The following is an 18,243-nucleotide window of genomic DNA, read 5'->3' as shown; positions in this document are numbered from 1 at the left end:
GCACAGCGCCTGATGGCGACGCTAACGCGTCTTATCAGGCCTACGATTAACGGTCACATTAGCTGGAAGTATATACTTGTCTATACAATTAAACGCAAGATCGTAATTAACAACTGAGCTACATTTTTGCCATACTGCGGCAGCAATCACGATTTTCAGGACATGAAGCGCCCTTGCAGACGATAGCGGGAACCCGGGAACAGCAAACGGGCATGAGAGACAATAGATGACGCAGACCAGGTTTTACGGCGGATCAACAGACAGGGATCGTGTTCTTTGATGTTCAGCAGTGCGCACTCGTCGGCGCTGGCACGTACCGCTTCAACAATATGTTCACCTTCCGTTAAAGGGGCTATCAGCGACAGGTAAGCGTGCGGCGTTGTCTGACTGTAATCCTGCGCCAGATACTCAGGCACAATTTCGGCATTCACGCAGCGATCCTCAATCTGTACCGGCAAGTCGTTCTCGTAGTGCACCATCACAGAGTGAAAAATAGAGGTGCCTTCTTTGACGTTTAGCACCAAAGCCTGCTGCGCGTTGGCCTGGGTTCTTTCCAGCGTCAGCACTTCGCACCGGTGCTGATGCTGACGGGCGTTGATTTCATCCGCGATGCTACGAATTTCAAATAGCGCGGACTGACCTTTTGGCTCGGCGACAAACGTCCCCACGCCCTGCAAACGCACCAGTAAACCTTCATCCGTTAACTCTCGCAGCGCCCGGTTGATGGTCATGCGGCTGAAACCATACTGCGCCACCAGCTCTGCCTCAGACGGAATGCGATCGTGAGGTTGCCATATACCGCTGGCAATTTTTTCGCTGATCTCCTGTTTGACCTTTTCGTAAAAAGGAGCCGGAGCAGAACGAGATGGGAGCATGCGTGAGCCTTCCTTAAGCAGAGAATGTGAGTGGGTACAGTTTACAGACATTACCCGAACCTGATAAGCGCAACGCCATCAGGTATGTCAGTGCCACCAATGTGCGATTTGCCAGCCTAATCGCGCCGCAACCCGCGCCGCCCTGCCATCATCGTCAAAGCGTGGATTAAATTCAACCATATCCACCGCCTGTAGTTTACCGCTACGGCACAGAGGCTCAATCAGTCTCAACAGCGTCGCCAACGGTACCCCAAGCGCGGCGGGGGCCGACACGCCGGGCATTTCCCACACTGGCAACACGTCGAGGTCGATAGTCAGATAGATGACATCCAGGTTGGCGGCAAACTGCGCTAACTGTGCCTGCGCCGTATCACAATGCAGATCCTCCACTACGGTCACACCGAGCCGCTGGGCCTCATCCCATAGCGCCTGGGTGTTTGCCGCGCGACTGACGCCGATACAGGCATAGTGAAATTCACGCTGCTGTTCATCGCACAGTTGGGCCAGTTGGCGAAACGGTGTCCCGGATGTGGCCTGCTCCGCATGGCGCAAATCGAGATGCGCATCGAAGTTGACTATCCCCACTTTCGCCTGCGGGAACGCATCCAGCACACCTGCGCCATGTGCAAAGGCGGTTTCGTGTCCACCACCCAGAACGAAAGTACGCATGCTCTCCTGCTGACAGCGCTGCACCGCATTGCGTAGCGCCTGCTGCGCGCCTTCGAGATCTGGGGCTTGCGCCACAATATTTCCCAGATCCACCAGCCGATGATGCCCATCATGGCTGGCTAAATTTGCCAGCGCCTTGCGCAGTACATCGGGCGCTCCGGCGGCTCCCGTCCGCCCCTGGTTACGTTTAACGCCTTCGTCGCAGGCAAACCCGAGCAGCGCTATCTGCTCGCGATACATTTCCGGGCTAAACGTCGGGCTCAGGGTGATAGTCTGAAACAGGCGCAGCGCATTCGGCGATTCGGCGCGGTCATCGCGTCCCTGCCACAGCGCAGGTGAAGCTGGTTGCCAGTTAGTCATGCTATTTGTCCTTTGAATACGCGTTGGTAGAGCGGGTTGCGTCCGGGTTCATACAAGATCTCGACCGGGAGGGTTGCATCCCACACCACAAAATCGGCCACAAACCCGGCCTTCAATTGACCATGGGTGGCATGACGCCCCAGTGCCCGCGCCGCATGACGGGTTACGCCCGCCCATGCTTCTTCCGGCGTTAGGCCAAACTGAACGCAGGCCATATTCATCGCCCAGTGCAGGCTGATAAACGGACTGGTACCGGGGTTAAAATCTGTCGCTACCGCCATCGGTACCTGATATTGACGCAGCAACGCTACCGGTGGGCGCTGCTGCTCTTTGAGGAAATAGAATGCGCCGGGCAGCAGCACACCGACCGTACCGCTTTGGCTCATCGCCGCCACGCCCGCTTCATCGAGGTATTCAATATGATCGGCGGATAGCCCGTGGTAGCGGCTTACCAATTGTGCGCCTCCAAGCAATGACAATTGTTCGACATGACCTTTAATCGGGATGCCCAGCGCCTGCGCAGCCTGAAACACGCGCTCACTCTGCGCCAACGAAAAACCCACGCTTTCACAGAACAGATCGACGGTCTCGAAAAGCCCTTGCTCCCACAGCTGCGGCAAAATAGTTTCGCATACCAGCGTAATATAGCCGTCAGGATCATCCCGGTATTCCGCAGGAGTCGCATGCGCAGCCAACAGCGTCGGGCTGATTTCCACGATATTTTCTGCCGCCAGCGCTGCCGCCACGCGCAATATTTTCTCTTCTGTCTGCAAATCCAGGCCGTAACCCGATTTTATTTCCAGCAGCGTAACGCCTTCTTTGATCAACTGTTCCATCCGCTGACGGGCCAGATGCAAAAGTTGTTCATCCGTGGCGCTGCGGGTCGCCGACACGGTGGCATTAATTCCCCCGCCCTCGGCGTTTATCTGCTGGTAAGAGACACCGTTTAACCGTTGCTCCCATTCACCTGCGCGGTTACCGCCAAAAACCAGATGCGTATGGCAGTCAATCAGGCCAGGCGTAATCAGTCTGCCCTGCATGTCAAAGGTATTGTCATGGGTCAGATATAATGATGACTCCGGGACGATATCGCGAATCTTACCCTGGCGGACGATCAGCGCATGACCATCCACCAACCCATACGGGGTGCCTCGCTCAGGATCCATCGTCGCCAGACGAACATTGCGCCAGATAACATCATCAGGGAAGAATTTCTGCATTCGACTCACCACTTGTCATAGGTTGTATAGACATTTATTTTTGATTATAGGGATGTTGTCAACCTGAAGAACCGTAATTGTTATGTATTTGTGATATAAGGACTCTCCGCGTCGGGCATTGCGGCGATAAAAAACAACTTTTTACCTTTTAACCTTCCCGTTTCGCTCAACTTAGTATAAAAAAGCAGGCTTCAATGGATAACTTTCAAAGCCCGGAGCAACCTGTGAACATATCATCAGTTTCCCGTCTGGCGCTGGCTATGGCTTTTGGCGTGACGCTGACCGCCTGTAGCTCTACGCCGCCCGATCAAATTCCTTCAGATCAGACCGCGCCAGGCACCTCTTCGCGCCCGATCTTGTCGGCCAATGAAGCAAACAACTTCGTTGCTGCGCACTATTTTTCCGCGCTGACGCCAAACACCGCGCCGTGGAGCCCTTCTGCTATTACTCTGCCTGCGCAGCCTGACTTTGTCGTTGGCCCGGCAGGCACTCAGGGCGTCACCCATACCAGTATTCAGGCTGCGGTTGATGCGGCAATCATCAAACGTACTAACAAACGTCAGTACATCGCGATTATGCCCGGTGAGTATCAGGGTACGGTATACATCCCGGCAGCAACGGGTAGCCTGACGCTGTACGGTATGGGCGAAAAACCGCTGGATGTAAAAATTGGCCAGGCCATTGACGGTGACATGAGCACCGCAGACTGGCGTCGCACGGTGAACCCGGGCGGTAAATATATGCCGGGTAAACCTGCGTGGTATATGTTTGATAATTGCCAGAACAAACGCGGCACAAATATTGGCGTGATGTGTTCTGCCGTCGTCTGGTCGCAAAATAATGGTCTGCAGCTGCAAAACCTGACCATCGAAAACAACCTGGGCGACAGCGTTGATGCGGGTAACCACCCGGCCGTTGCGCTACGTACCGATGGCGATAAAGTGCAGATCAATAAGGTTAACATCCTGGGCCGCCAGAATACCTTCTTCGTGACCAACAGCGGCGTACAAAACCGTCTGGAAAACGATCGTCAGCCGCGTACGCTGGTTACCAACAGCTACATTGAAGGCGATGTGGATATTGTTTCCGGCCGCGGTGCCGTGGTGTTCGATAACACCGATTTCCGCGTAGTGAACTCCCGTACCCAGCAGGAAGCCTATGTGTTCGCACCGGCTACTCTGTCAAACATCTACTACGGTTTCCTGGCGATTAATAGCCGCTTCACGGCAAGTGGCGATGGCGTGGCACAGTTAGGCCGCTCGCTGGATGTCGATTCCAACACTAACGGTCAGGTCGTTATTCGTGACAGCGTGATTAACGAAGGCTTTAACATGGCAAAACCATGGGCTGACAGCGTTATCTCTAAACGCCCGTTTGCCGGTAATACCGGTGCGGAAGATGATAAAGGTGAAATCCAGCGTAACCTGAACGACACCAACTTCAACCGCATGTGGGAATACAACAACCGCGGTATCGGTAGCAAAGTGGTAGCAGAACCGAAGCAGTAATGACTGAAAAACAAAAAGGTCGCCAGCTTGAAACTGGCGACCTTTTTTATGACGTTATACCAAACGTGACTTATTAAAGTTAATCAAACTCCCTGCCTTAATAATTTCACGTTCTTCCCCGGTCAGACTTTCCATATACACACTGATTTCACTCACTGTCCCCTCATCGTGAAGCACGTAGGCTTTGATGTCTTTACTGCACTCATCCAGCGCGCGGCGAATACCAGGAATGTAGATGTAGTCCCCAACGTCAAAAGTAGGTTTCTCTGCCATTTGCAGCGGTAGCATGCCCCAGTTGATCACATTGGAACGGTAGCGCTTAGTCGCATATTCCTGGGCGATATTCGCCAGCCCGCCAATCACTCGTTGACAGCTCGCCGCCTGCTCGCGCGCTGAACCATCACCGGGTTTGACTGCGTAAATCATGCTACCAATCTCAGTATCCAGTGGTTGCATATTTTCCTGACCGGCAATCTGTTGAATGCGTTCAAAAACAGACGCCAGCGCGCTGACATCACCCGCCACGCGCCGTTTTTCCAGTTCCGATGTCGCTTTACTTCTTGCCACATACCCAGGATCGCGTCGTGAAAGCGTAAATTCCGCCAGTCCTAAAGGATTAGAACGATACGAAGAGGTTTCTCCGGACGGGATAAGCTCATCCGTTGTTGTCACGTAATCAAGGATCTTCGAGGCCACTTTCAGCAGAATATTTTCCGTTAATGCGCCCAGTTCCGGCCAGTCTTTAATATTCGGGCCGTAAATGAGCGGCTGCTGCGTGGCCCCTTTCACGAACCCTTGGTATACGCGGCTCTTATAAGGCGCAGGGTTAAACGCATAGTCTGGCACCGTATCCCAGCAATCCAGATCCGTCGCGGCAGTGAGGAATCCCCCGTTGGCTGCGGTAGCCGCGATCGAGCGCGCATCCATCAGCGCAACGGCGGACATTTGCCCGTTGCCCGGTTTCGAGCCTTCACGGTTGGGGAAATTACGCGTGGTATGGCGGATGCTAAGACCATTATTGATTGGCGTATCGCCCGCCCCAAAGCATGGACCGCAGAACGCGGTTCTGATGACGGCCCCGGCTCCCAGCAAATCTGTAACGACACCTTTTTGCGCTAAATCCATAAACACCGGCTGCGACGAGGGGTAAACAGCCAGCGAGAACGCATCATTACCGCAGGATTGACCTCGTAATGCCTGCGCCGCAGCAATCACGTTTTCATAGTTGCCCCCCGAGCATCCGGCAATGATCCCCTGCTGTACTTTTAAGCGACCATTTTCTACTTTATCTAACAACGAGAGGCTGGCCTTACCCTGGGCGATACGTGCAGATTCAACTTCAACCTCCCGGAGAATATCCGTCAGATTTTCATTTAGAGTATCAATCTCATAGACATTACTTGGGTGGAATGGCAGCGCAATCATCGGTTTAATCGCACTCAGATCGACATAAATACAACCGTCATACCAGGCCATCGGCTGCGGGTTGAGCTGGCAATAGTCTTGTTCGCGACCGTGTAATGCCAGCCAACTGCGAGTTTCGTCATCCGTTTGCCAGACGGAGCTCAAACAGGTGGTTTCGGTGGTCATCACATCAACGCTGTTGCGAAAATCCGTTGAAAGATGGCGAATGCCTGGTCCAACAAACTCCATGACCTTATTTTTGACATAACCATTTTTAAACACCGCACCAATGATCGCCAAAGCCACATCCTGTGGACCAACGCCCGCGACAGGCTTGCCGGTGAGATAAACGGCAACAACGCCTGGGTAATCAATATCCCAGGTATCGTTTAACAGCTGCTTGACCAGCTCACCGCCCCCTTCTCCCACAGCCATCGTGCCCAGTGCGCCGTAGCGAGTATGGCTGTCTGAGCCAAGGATCATTTTGCCGCCACCCGCCATCATTTCGCGCATATATTGATGGATAACAGCAATATGTGGCGGCACAAAAATCCCGCCATAACGCTGCGCCGCAGACAGGCCAAACATATGATCGTCACCGTTAATGGTTCCCCCTACCGCGCATAATGAGTTATGGCAGTTAGTCAGAACGTACGGCAGCGGGAACCGCTCCATACCTGATGCTTTAGCGGTCTGAATAATACCGACAAAGGTAATATCGTGTGAGGCTAATGAATCAAACTTAATTTTAAGCTTATTCATATCACCGGACGTATTATGCGCGGCGAGAATCGACCACGCGATAGTTCCTTTTTTCGCGTCCTCTTTGCAGATATGCCCAGGCAAAGACTCCTCAGCTATAATTTCATTATTATCGGAGAGGTAAATTCCTTTTTCATACAACTTAATCATTTGATACTCCGTAGTCCTGTGCTTACATCAGCGCACAGTCAATTAATAGTGTTAAACCTGATTTATGATTTACAGCATGTTCCAGTTAATCAACATGCTCCACCACCACACGCCGAGAGTGATATGGACAATAAATGTCAGTAAGGTCAGCATGGCGCCCACCAGCCACCACGATTTAATATCGTTATAGCCAACACCAAAAATAACCGGACCTGCGGCACCGCCATAATGGGTGACCATTCCGCCATACGAGTTAGAGAAGAGTAACGCCAGTGCAGTTAACATCAGTGGTGCCCCGGACACATTCGCCAACATGGCAAACACCGGCATCATTGCCACAATATACGCACTGCCGGAAGCAAAGAAGTAACGAACGATAATGCTTAGGAACAAAATAACGAAGAACGCCACATTGCCATGATTACCAAAGTCGAGATTGTTTTTGAACAGTTCGGCTAACCAGTCGAAGAATTTCACTTTCGACAATAGCGAACTTAAACCGATAATACCGCCGTACCAGATTAAGGTATTCCATCCGCCCTTATTTTTAACGACATCATCCCAGGTGACTACGCCAAATAAGAGCATCGTACCCATGACGACAATCGCCACCGTTGATTCATCAATGCCAAGGCTTTTACTGAAGATCCATCCCAATAACGCGAGGACGAAAATGCCCAGCAGCATTTTTTCACGCCCTTTCATTGGCCCTAAGTCCTGAAGCCCGGCTTTTGCGATAGTTTTATTATCAACCTTTTTAATTTCAGGTGGATACATAAAATAGATAACGAGCGGTGTCAGCAGCAGCATGACCAGTCCAGGCAGGCCTGCGGCAAGCGCCCATCCGCCCCAGCTTAGCTGCAAGTGGCAGATATCATTGATCATTTTCAACGCCAGAATGTTTCCTGCCATCGCGGTAAAAAACATATAGCTGGTTGTTTTAGTGACCATATAGACCGACATCATCAGGTAGTGACCGACGCGGCGTGGGCTTTTGTCTGGTTCGGAACCCAGCGCCACCGCCACACTATTGATGATGGGTAAAACGATTCCTCCCGCTCGCGCCGTATTTGACGGTGTTGCCGGGGCTAATACCAGGTCAAGAAACACGGTCACGTAACCGAGGCCAAGCGTCGTGTTACCTATTTTACCGATCAGAATATAGGCAATGCGTTTGCCCAGTCCCGTCGTCACAAATGCAGCACTTAAGGTAAACGCGGAGAAAACCAGCCATGTCGTGCCGGAAGCATAACCGCTCAGCACGCTGCTGGTTTTAAGTACGCCGCTGCCTAAATTGCCGACAACCACCATTGAGGCGGCAACGGCAATCACTAACACTACGGGTTCGGGGAACGGTTTTATTACCAACCCGACGATCGCAGCAAGATAAATACCAAAAAGTACCCATGCCAGTTCACTTAATCCCGCCGGGGCTGGAATAAAACCGATAATACACGGGATCGCTAATATTAATACCAGCTTCCATAATGATTTAACGTTCATTTTTGAGTCCTGGGTAATCTGTACATAAACTACAGAATGTTTTCCGATTTTCCGTAATCACAGCAAAATGAGGTCAACGCTGTCAGGGAAGATAAACGTCACCAGCAAATATTTTTCTGGCGGTACGAATAACCGACGCTCTGATGGTTTCAGGCTCATCCCCTTCATTGGTTAAATGAATATCAAGAGCGCCGCCAGGATGTTCAATATTGATATTCCCGTAATGGGCACCTGCCGTTACCTGGCGCGTAACGGTACCGCTAATGGCACAACTGCTGGCAATAGCTATCGCCCCGGTAATCGCCAGTGCCTTATGGCAAGAGTGCGGCATAAAATAACGAACATTAATTTCGCCACCGTATTGTGGTGCCGAGATGAGAATAGGTTTTGGGATAACCTTATTACTGACATCACCCAGGCCCATAGCGTCACCGGCCTGTAAACGAATAGATTCAATGCGCGACATTAATGCGCTGTCTGCATCTAAATCCTCCGCTGATTCATAGCCCGTTTTCCCCAGGTATTCAGCAGGAATAATCACGACAGGCGTCGCCATATCCATGCAGGTCACCGGAACGGAGTCGATATAATCGATCTGCTGACCTGTCGGGAAGATATGCCCGGTTTTAGAACCTGCGGCATTGAGAAACGTCAGTGCAATAGGCGCGGATGTTCCCGGTACACCATCAATTCTTGCGGTTCCTTCATATTCAACAACACCGTGCGGCGTCTGTATATCAGCGTCGATAAACGTGTTGGTGTTGACATTGCGAATACGTACGCGAGTGGTCGGCGTTGTGGCAGTAATTAATCCCTTTTCAATAGCAAATGCGCCAACGGCGGAAAGCATATTGCCACAGTTTGGCGTAGTATCGACCCGTTGCTCATGCACCAATACCTGGGCAAATAAATAATCGATATCCGCTTGCGGATCGTTTGAACGGCTAATAATCGCGACTTTGCTGGTTAACGGATTGCCACCGCCAATGCCGTCTATTTCCAGTGCATTGCCGGAACCCATAATTCCGACCAATACTTCATCACGCAGCTTTTCTTCTTCAGGTAGGTCTTGAGCTAATAAAAATGCGCCTCTGGAGGTTCCTCCACGCATCATAACGCAAGGTATTTTTTTCATGACAATGCTCTCTATTTTATTTCCACTAGGTACATGGTTGCATGTCATGAATAGGGTGACTAATGACTTCATTTTCGTTATTAGTGATTTATTTTTATTAATTACAATTTAAGAATTACAGATACACTGGACGCTTTCATCTTAGACAGGGGCTTCCCCGATTTACTCCGGAGTCAGAATGAAACACGAGTTATCGAGCATAAAGGCGTTTGTCACGCTGGCAGAGTCCGATTCTTTTAACAATGCCGCCAAATTACTTAATATTACGCAACCTGCATTAACGCGCAGAATTAAGAAAATGGAAGAGTATTTACACACTCAACTCTTTGAAAGAACAACTCGCAAAGTTACATTAACAAAAGCAGGAAAAATGTTATTACCTGAGGCTAAAGAATTAATCAGAGCCTTAGATGAAACAATTTTTAATATTAGTGATATGAATGTTCACCATCATGGCATAGTGACATTATCCTGCATTCCTACCGCTGTTTTCTATTTTTTGCCGTTGGCAATAGGAAAATTTAATGAGCAGTATCCCAATATCAAAGTGCGAATAATTGAGCAAGGTACGAATAATTGTATGGAATCCGTACTTTGCAACGAGGCTGATTTTGGAATAAATATGAACAACATCACAAATTCCTCTATCGAGTTCACCCCACTGGTTAATGAACCGTTTGTTCTGGCCTGTCGGCGCGATCATCCGCTCGCGAATAAACAGTTGGTGGAGTGGCAGGAATTGCTGAATTACAAATTGATAGGCGTTCGATCCTCAAGCGGTAACCGATTGTTGATTGAGCAACATTTGGCCGATAAACCGTGGAAATTGAACTGGTTTTACGAGGTTCGTCATCTGTCCACCTCTCTGGGCCTGGTGGAAGCCGGGCTGGGCGTTTCCGCGTTACCAGGGTTGGCAATGCCGCAAACGCCGCATCCAACGCTGATAGGGATCCCACTGGTTGAGCCTGTCATTAGACGCACGCTGGGGATTATTCGGCGCAAAGACGCGACTCTCTCACCTCCTGCTGAACGTTTTTTCTCTCTTCTGCTTAATTTATGGGCAGAGGACAAAGACAGTCTTTGGACATCCGTTGCTGAACGCCATGAAAATCTATCGCTCATTAAATGAACAAATAAATCCGCAATCTTCACCAGATTGCGGATCGTTTGTCACGCCTGCGCGTTTTAGTGTGCGTTAACCACCACCCACATCGGGCCTTGTCCTACCGCGTAGCGACCTTTCTCCGTCAGCAGACCTTGTTCGCCTGCAATCTCATACACCGCGATATGGTGCGATTTTTGCCCGGCGGCAATCAGATATTTACCGCTGTTGTCGATATTAAAACCGCGCGGCTGAGTTTCGGTAGGCTGGAAACTTTCTTTAGTCAGCACGCTGCCATCTTCAGACACGCTAAAGATAGTAATCAGGCTGGCGGTGCGATCGCAGGCATACAGATGACGCCCATCCGGTGTGATGTGAATATCCGCCGCCCAACGGGTATCAGCGAAATCAGCTGGCATCATATCCAGCGTCTGCACGCACTCGATCTTGCCGTACGGATCTTTCAGTTCCCAGACGTCAACGGAGCTGTTCAGCTCATTCACACAATACGCATATTGCTTATTCGGATGAAACGCCATATGACGCGGGCCGGCACCTTCAACGGTGTTAACTTCAGCCGGTTCTTTCGCGACCAGATGACCATCATCACTTACGTCAAACAGGCAGATACGATCCTGTTTCAATGCCGGAACCCACAGAATACGGTTATCCGGCGAAATATTCGCCGAATGGCATCCGTCCAGACCTTCAACCACGTCAACCAGTTCTACTGGTAGGCCATCTTCCAGGCGCGTAACGCTCACGCTGCCGGCGTTATAAGAGCCGACAAACACAAAACGCCCCTGATGATCGGTAGAAATATGCGTCGGGCTACCCGGCAGCGCAGACTCCGCCGTGAAGGTCAGCGCACCGTCATCAGGCGCAATACGGTAAGCCAACACACGAAACTCCGGGCGCACGCCAACATAGAGGTAGCGCTTATCCGGGCTGACGACCATCGGTTGTACCTGACCCGGCACATCAACCACCTGCGTCAGCGTCAAAGAGCCATCGTGATTCAGGCTCCAGACGTGGATTTGCTGACTTTCAGGGCTGGCGGTATAAACGGTTTGCTTCATGAATACTCCTTTGCTTTTTGGCAGTTGGCTGCATTTGCCTGACACACGCCTAAGGTAGACGCTTTTAACGGTGAATGCTTAATTAAGGCTCAGAATTTTGTCCGGCTCCCGTCTCGGTGTACCATTCCAGCAGACAAAATTCTCAACCTTAATCTGGAAAAAACTATGACCGCACGCGTGATTGCCCTGGATTTAGACGGTACCCTGTTGACCCCGAAAAAAACCTTGCTGCCATCCTCTCTTGAAGCGCTGTCGCGCGCCAGAGACGCAGGCTACCAACTTATCATTGTCACAGGTCGCCATCACGTCGCTATTCATCCTTTTTATCAGGCACTGGCGCTGGATACACCTGCAATTTGCTGCAACGGCACCTACTTGTATGATTATCAGGCAAAAAAGGTGCTGGAATCCGATCCCCTTCCGGTAGACCAGGCATTACAGCTGATCGAAATGCTGGATGAACATCAGATCCACGGGCTAATGTATGTGGATGAGGCCATGCTGTATGAGCGTCCGACCGGACATGTAGTACGTACCGCTAACTGGGCGCAAACTCTGCCGCCGGAACAGCGCCCAACCTTCACCCAGGTGCCTTCACTGGCTCAGGCCGCGCATGACGTTAACGCCGTCTGGAAATTTGCCCTGACCGACGAAGATATTCCGAAATTGCAGCAGTTTGGTCGGCACGTCGAGCAACAGCTGGGGCTGGAGTGTGAATGGTCCTGGCACGATCAGGTCGACATTGCCCGTAAAGGCAACAGCAAAGGACGACGCCTGACCCAGTGGATTGAAGCACAGGGCGGGTCAATGGAAAACGTGATTGCCTTTGGTGATAACTTCAACGATATCAGCATGCTGGAAGCCGCAGGGACTGGTGTCGCAATGGGCAATGCGGATGACGCGGTCAAAGCCCGCGCCAACATCGTGATTGGCGATAACACCACCGACAGCATCGCGAAATTTATCTACTCGCACCTGCTGTAATCAGGCGGTAATCGACACGCTCTTAATTTGCGCGTACAGCCACAGGCCAGGTTTGATACCCAATTCATCCCTGGCCCACGGGCTGATCCTCGCCCACAGCGTCCTGCCGCCCACCTCAAGCTGCACTTCCACCTGACCGTTATCGTCATAGCACTGTGCGACTTTCGCCCGAAGAACGTTACGAATACTGGTCTGCTGCGGCGGTTGCAGCACCAGCGAAACATCAGATGCCTGTATACGAATACGCAGCGCGGTTTGCAGCGGTTGATCCAGCTTATTGACCCACAAATGCTGATCGCCGAGCGCCAGCGCGGTCATCGCGTAGTGGGGATGATGTTCCAGCACGCTGACTTTCAGAATACTGCTTTGCTGTTCTTTGGGCAGCCAGGGGTGCATTACGCTGCTGCCCCAGACATCTTCCAGCGAACCAAACGCTTTGACCTGCCCGTTTTCCAGCACCATCACTTTGTCCGCCAGGTGCAAGATTTCATCAAGCGAGTGGCTGACGTACAGCATCGGAATATTAATTTCACGCGCCAGCCGTTGCAGGTAAGGCAGCAGTTCGCGCTTACGCGGAATATCCAGCGAGGCTAGCGGCTCATCCAGCAGCAACAGTTCTGGCGCGGTAAGCAGCGCCCGCCCAATGGCGACGCGCTGCTTTTCACCACCAGAAAGACCGCCGGGCAGACGATCAAGCAGCGGCTCAATGCCCAACAGCGCCACCAGCTTGTCAAACTGTCCGGCCATGCTTTTCGCCATTCCGTAACGCAGATTACCGCGCACTTTATAATGCGGGAACAGGCGCGCATCCTGGAAAACATAGCCCACCCGGCGTTTTTCAGGCGTTAAACAGATACCGTTCTCGACGTCGTTTAGGACCCGGCCATTAAGCACGATGCGCCCGGACTGCGGCTGCGTCAGACCGCTGATGGCGTTAATCAGCGAGGTTTTGCCCGCGCCGGAAACACCAAAAATAGCGGTGATCCCACTGGCTGGCAGCGTTTCATTGAGCGTCAGGCAATGCGTTCCCAGCGTCTGGGAGAAATTAAGTTCCAGCATGTTTATCGCCCCGTCCGTTCACGGCTAATACGCGCCAGCCATTCAGAAATCAGTAGCGAAATCAGCGCTAACACAATAGAGATGATACATAACCTTGCCGCCGCGCTTTCGCCACCGGGAGTCTGGATCAGGGTGTACATCGCTGAGGGAATGGTGCGGGTTTCGCCAGGAATATTGGAGACAAAGGTAATCGTTGCGCCAAATTCCCCGAGGGAACGCGCAAACGCCAGCACCGTACCGACAATAATGCCGGGCAGCATCAGCGGTAGCGTAATGGTCATAAATACGCGCCAGCGTCCGGCGCCCAGCGTGCGGGCCGCCTGCTCCAGCTTTACGTCTACGCCTTCCAGCGCCAGACGAATAGCCCGAACCATCAGAGGGAAAGACATCACCGCCGCCGCCAGCACCGCACCGCGCCAGCTAAAGGCAAAGGTGATGCCAAACCAGTCGTACAGCCATTCGCCAATGAATCCACGCCGCCCCATGGCGACCAACAGCAGATAGCCCACCACGACCGGCGGCAATACCAGCGGTAAATGCAGAACGCTGTCGAGCAACGCTTTGCCCGGGAACGTGCATCGCACAAGTAGCCAGGCAAAGAAGATCCCAAACGGCAGACTAAACAACACGGCCAGGGAAGAAACTTTCAGGCTCAGTATGACGGCCTGCCATTCAGGATCGGTCAGTATCATTACTTGGTCGTAAATCCATAACGTTTAAAAATTTCAGCAGCCTGCGGTCCTTTCAGATAATCATAGAACGCGCTGACCGTTGCGTTTTTGTGCCCATCAACAATCGCGATAGGATATTCCACTTTTTTGTGCGAATCTTCCGGGAAAGTCGCAACTACTTTTACGCCTTTGCTGGCGACGGCATCGGAACCATAGACGATCCCCAGAGGCGCTTCATTACGCTCTACCAGCGCCAGCGCGCCGCGTACGTCTTCAGCAGGTGCCAGTTTCGGGGCCAGGGTATCCCATGCCCCCAGTTTTTGCAGCGCTTCTTTGGCATAAATGCCCGCCGGAACATGTTCCGGATCGCCAACGGCCAGACGTCCACCGTTCAACAAACTGGTCCAGTTGGTTTTGCTGTCAATGGTGAAGTCTTTCTGCTCACTGGTTTTCGGCGCGACAACCACCAGGCTGTTACCCAACAGCGTTGCACGCGTTGCGGTATCAATCGACTTTTTGTCTACCGCGTAATCCATCCATTTCTGATCGGCAGAAATAAACAGATCGGCCGGAGCGCCTGCTTCAATCTGGCGCGCCAACGTAGAAGAAGAAGCAAAAGAGGAGACGACATCAACGTTCTTCTCTTTTTTGTATTGCGTCGCAATGTCCTGCATCGCGTTGGTCAGCGAAGCCGCTGCGAAAACAGTGATCTTTCCTTCATCCGCCAGCGCATGCCCGGCAACGGTAAGAGAAAGCGTTGCCCCTGCAAACAAGCGTAACCATGTACGTGCCATCTGTAACTCCTTTGCGTTTCGTTATATAGGTGCAAATATAACGATTAAATCAGGATTTTCCCAGAGGTTATTGCTACCAATTAGAGGTTACACAAAGAAAATATCGGCAGAGAAAGCAGGATCTTGAGAAACTGTAGCGAGATAAAACAGGCGGAAAGGCAAAAAATATAAACGCCCGACTGAGCGGGCGTTTGGGGAATCAATGATTCTGTCTGGACTGGTCTTTCTGACCGATACCGGAGAAAATGTTGAACACTTCACCCAGTCCGTAAATCAGACCCAGAATGATGGCCATTACCACAGGTACCATGATTACGGCGAATACCAGACTTTTCAATAACTCTAACATGGTCAACTCCAGATATAGTCCTTAGCTGTATTCTAACCACATCACGCAGAAAAGCACTCCCCTTTTGTGCGGTCGACTTTGCTCAGGCACGGTTTTCCGTCACAATACCCTCTTTTGCCAGGAGCTTGTGATGCAGGCCGAAATCCTTCTTACGCTGAAACTTCAGCAAAAACTGTTTGCCGATCCCCGTCGCATTTCTCTGCTTAAGCACATTGCGCTTTCCGGCTCCATCAGTCAGGGCGCGAAGGATGCAGGTATTAGCTACAAGAGCGCCTGGGATGCAATTAACGAAATGAACCAGCTCAGCGAGCAGACGCTGGTTGAGCGCGCCACCGGCGGCAAAGGCGGCGGCGGCGCGGTGCTAACGCGCTACGGCCAACGCTTAATCCAACTGTATGATTTACTGGCGCAAATCCAACAAAAAGCCTTTGATGTGTTGAGCGACGACGATGCGCTACCGCTCAATAGTCTGCTGGCGGCTATCTCTCGCTTTTCGCTGCAAACCAGCGCCCGTAACCAGTGGTTTGGCACAATAACTGCCCGCGACCACGATCAGGTGCAACAGCATGTCGACGTCCTGTTAGCCGATGGCGAAACGCGCCTGAAAGTCGCGATCACAGCGCAAAGCGGTGAGCGTTTGGGTCTTGAGGAAGGCAAAGAAGTATTAATCCTGCTGAAAGCACCGTGGGTAGGCATTACACAGGACGACGCTATTGCCCAGGCCGCCGATAACCAGCTGCAGGGGACGATAAGCCATATCGAACGCGGAGCGGAACAGTGTGAAGTGCTAATGACGTTGCCAGACGGCCAAACGCTGTGCGCCACCGTCCCGGCCCAGGACGCGACAACGCTGCAAGAAGGCGCTAACGTCACCGCCTGGTTTAATGCTGACAGAGTGATTATCGCTACGCTGTGCTGAGTTAATTGACATCAGCCTGAAGAACACGTATCCCTGTTATTAATCGCTGCAAATAATGGGATACAAAATGTCATCATTGCAAATTTCGCAAGGCACGTTTCGTCTTAGCGACACAAAAAAGCTCCAGTTAGATGCGTTGACGTTAAACGCGGGTGATAGCTGGGCGTTTGTTGGTTCTAATGGTAGCGGAAAATCCGCGCTGGCCCGCGCGCTGGCGGGTGAGTTGCCGCTCCTGAAAGGCGAGCGCCACTGTCAGTTCACGCGTATTACCCGACTCTCTTTTGAGCAGCTCCAAAAGCTGGTCAGCGACGAGTGGCAGCGAAACAACACCGACCTTCTTAGCCCTGGTGAAGACGACACCGGGCGCACCACCGCAGAAATCATTCAGGATGAGGTCAACGATCCCGACCGCTGCGCTGCGTTGGCGCAGCAGTTTGGCATATCTGCCCTGCTCAACAGGCGTTTCAAATACCTTTCTACCGGTGAAACACGCAAAACTCTGCTCTGCCAGGCGTTAATGTCCGCGCCAGATTTACTGATCCTGGATGAACCCTTTGACGGGCTGGACGTGGCGTCCCGCCGCCAGTTAGCAGAACTGCTCGCAGAGCTGCACCAGGCCGGTTTTACGCTGGTACTGGTGCTTAACCGCTTTGATGAAATTCCCGAGTTCGTGCAGTTTGCCGGCGTACTTGCCGATTGCACGCTGACGGAAACCGGCGCAAAAACCGACCTTCTGCAACAGGCATTAATCGCTCAGCTTGCCCATAGCGAGCGGCTGGAAGGTATTCAGTTACCCGAGCCGGATGAGCCTTCGGTGCGACGCACGTTATCAGAAAGCGAGCCGCGAATTGTGCTCAACAATGGCACCGTCTCATATAACGATCGCCCTATCCTTCATCATCTGAGCTGGCGGGTAAATCCGGGGGAACATTGGCAAATCGTCGGCCCCAACGGCGCGGGAAAATCAACCCTGCTCAGTTTAATCACTGGCGATCATCCCCAGGGTTACAGCAACGACCTGACCCTGTTTGGTCGTCGCCGGGGTAGCGGTGAAACTATCTGGGATATCAAGAAACATATCGGCTATGTCAGCAGTAGTCTGCATCTGGACTACCGGGTAAGTACCAACGTACGTAACGTTATTCTCTCTGGCTATTTTGATTCAATCGGCATTTATCAGGCCGTCTCCGACAGGCAGCACAAACTGGTGCAACAGTGGCTGGATATTCTGGGCATCGATAAACGTACCGCAGATGCGCCATTTCATAGTCTTTCCTGGGGACAACAGCGGCTGGCATTGATCGTTCGCGCGCTGGTTAAACACCCTACTTTGCTGATCCTCGACGAACCTTTACAAGGTCTGGACCCGCTCAATCGCCAACTGATTCGCCGCTTTGTGGATGTGCTGATCGGTGAAGGTGAAACTCAACTGCTGTTTGTCTCTCATCATGCCGAAGATGCCCCAGCCTGCATTACCCATCGACTGGAGTTTGTGCCCAAAGACGATATCTACGCCTATCGACAAACCTCTCTGCGTTAATTTTCATGCCAGGGCGTTGAACACGCCCTTTTTTTGTCAATTCTTTTCAGACAAACGCTGAAATAATAACCTAACATAATGATTTAAAATAAAATAAACAATGAAAGCGAGTGAAAATGCCGTTGTGTAAACGATTCCACTAATTTATTCCATGTCACAC

The 18,243-nt window shown here is 51.7% G+C and carries 16 protein-coding genes; 5 read left to right on the top strand and 11 right to left on the bottom strand.

Annotated features, from left to right (window positions below; translation table 11 throughout):
* Window positions 1-155: 155 nt before the first annotated feature.
* The 3 genes from E1B03_RS09035 to hutI form a co-directional block, all read right to left on the bottom strand.
* Window positions 156-875 carry a histidine utilization repressor gene (locus E1B03_RS09035; RefSeq protein ID WP_103768858.1) on the bottom strand — a complete coding sequence of 240 codons (720 nt, stop codon included), beginning with the start codon at window positions 873-875 and terminating at the stop codon, window positions 156-158.
* A gap of 87 nt (window positions 876-962) precedes the next feature.
* A complete protein-coding gene (gene hutG, locus E1B03_RS09030) occupies window positions 963-1,904 on the bottom strand; it encodes a formimidoylglutamase (protein WP_103768857.1) in 942 nt (313 codons plus the stop codon).
* Window positions 1,901-3,124: an imidazolonepropionase gene (hutI, locus tag E1B03_RS09025; protein WP_133086075.1), complete on the bottom strand. Its 1,224-nt coding sequence runs from the start codon at window positions 3,122-3,124 to the stop codon at window positions 1,901-1,903. The genes hutG and hutI overlap by 4 nt, the downstream gene beginning before the upstream one ends.
* 224 nt (window positions 3,125-3,348) lie before the next feature.
* On the opposite strand from hutI, the gene E1B03_RS09020 reads away from it, so the two are divergent.
* Window positions 3,349-4,632, top strand: a complete 1,284-nt coding sequence (locus tag E1B03_RS09020) for a putative acyl-CoA thioester hydrolase (protein ID WP_133086074.1) — start codon at window positions 3,349-3,351, stop codon at window positions 4,630-4,632.
* Window positions 4,633-4,686: 54 nt separating this feature from the next.
* Here E1B03_RS09020 and E1B03_RS09015 read toward each other — a convergent pair whose 3' ends face one another.
* The 3 genes from E1B03_RS09015 to E1B03_RS09005 all read right to left on the bottom strand — a co-directional run bounded on the left by E1B03_RS09015 (window position 4,687) and on the right by E1B03_RS09005 (window position 9,586).
* Entirely contained in the window at window positions 4,687-6,948 is a 2,262-nt protein-coding gene (locus E1B03_RS09015) for a hydratase (protein ID WP_133086073.1), read from the bottom strand.
* 69 nt (window positions 6,949-7,017) lie between these two features.
* The gene (locus E1B03_RS09010; protein WP_103768854.1) at window positions 7,018-8,451 is read right to left on the bottom strand and encodes an anion permease; all 1,434 of its coding nucleotides are present in this window, start codon (window positions 8,449-8,451) and stop codon (window positions 7,018-7,020) included.
* 82 nt (window positions 8,452-8,533) lie between these two features.
* Window positions 8,534-9,586 (bottom strand): 4-oxalomesaconate tautomerase, encoded by a 1,053-nt coding sequence (locus E1B03_RS09005; protein ID WP_103768853.1) that lies wholly within the window; start codon window positions 9,584-9,586, stop codon window positions 8,534-8,536.
* A gap of 178 nt (window positions 9,587-9,764) precedes the next feature.
* Here E1B03_RS09005 and E1B03_RS09000 point away from each other — a divergent pair, with 178 nt between their 5' ends.
* Window positions 9,765-10,715, top strand: a complete 951-nt coding sequence (locus tag E1B03_RS09000; protein WP_103768852.1) for a LysR family transcriptional regulator — start codon at window positions 9,765-9,767, stop codon at window positions 10,713-10,715.
* 56 nt (window positions 10,716-10,771) lie between these two features.
* On the opposite strand, the gene pgl is transcribed toward E1B03_RS09000, so the two are convergent.
* Window positions 10,772-11,767, bottom strand: coding sequence for a 6-phosphogluconolactonase (pgl, locus tag E1B03_RS08995; RefSeq protein WP_133086072.1), 996 nt, complete (start codon window positions 11,765-11,767; stop codon window positions 10,772-10,774).
* Window positions 11,768-11,932: 165 nt separating this feature from the next.
* Between pgl and E1B03_RS08990 the strand changes: the two genes are divergently transcribed.
* Entirely contained in the window at window positions 11,933-12,751 is an 819-nt protein-coding gene (locus E1B03_RS08990) for a pyridoxal phosphatase (protein ID WP_103768850.1), read from the top strand.
* Here the strand turns inward: E1B03_RS08990 and modC are convergent, their stop codons facing one another.
* The 4 genes from modC to E1B03_RS08970 all read right to left on the bottom strand — a co-directional run bounded on the left by modC (window position 12,752) and on the right by E1B03_RS08970 (window position 15,624).
* A complete protein-coding gene (gene modC, locus E1B03_RS08985; RefSeq protein ID WP_103768849.1) occupies window positions 12,752-13,810 on the bottom strand; it encodes a molybdenum ABC transporter ATP-binding protein ModC in 1,059 nt (352 codons plus the stop codon).
* A gap of 2 nt (window positions 13,811-13,812) precedes the next feature.
* Window positions 13,813-14,502 (bottom strand): molybdate ABC transporter permease subunit, encoded by a 690-nt coding sequence (modB, locus tag E1B03_RS08980; protein ID WP_103768848.1) that lies wholly within the window; start codon window positions 14,500-14,502, stop codon window positions 13,813-13,815.
* Entirely contained in the window at window positions 14,502-15,275 is a 774-nt protein-coding gene (modA, locus tag E1B03_RS08975; RefSeq protein ID WP_103768847.1) for a molybdate ABC transporter substrate-binding protein, read from the bottom strand. Before modA ends, modB begins: the two co-directional genes overlap by 1 nt.
* 199 nt (window positions 15,276-15,474) lie before the next feature.
* Window positions 15,475-15,624 (bottom strand): AcrZ family multidrug efflux pump-associated protein, encoded by a 150-nt coding sequence (locus E1B03_RS08970; RefSeq protein ID WP_003023026.1) that lies wholly within the window; start codon window positions 15,622-15,624, stop codon window positions 15,475-15,477.
* A 130-nt stretch (window positions 15,625-15,754) separates the two neighbouring features.
* On the opposite strand from E1B03_RS08970, the gene modE reads away from it, so the two are divergent.
* Complete coding sequence (gene modE / locus E1B03_RS08965) at window positions 15,755-16,543, top strand: molybdenum-dependent transcriptional regulator (protein ID WP_043015656.1); 789 nt, start codon at window positions 15,755-15,757, stop codon at window positions 16,541-16,543.
* Window positions 16,544-16,610: 67 nt separating this feature from the next.
* A complete protein-coding gene (gene modF, locus E1B03_RS08960) occupies window positions 16,611-18,083 on the top strand; it encodes a molybdate ABC transporter ATP-binding protein ModF (protein WP_133086071.1) in 1,473 nt (490 codons plus the stop codon).
* Window positions 18,084-18,243: the final 160 nt, after the last annotated feature.

Source organism: Citrobacter arsenatis, assembly GCF_004353845.1.
Lineage (GTDB): Bacteria > Pseudomonadota > Gammaproteobacteria > Enterobacterales > Enterobacteriaceae > Citrobacter > Citrobacter arsenatis.
The sequence above is the reverse complement of the archived record's forward strand: the minus strand, read 5'-3'. Positions and strand labels throughout refer to the sequence as shown.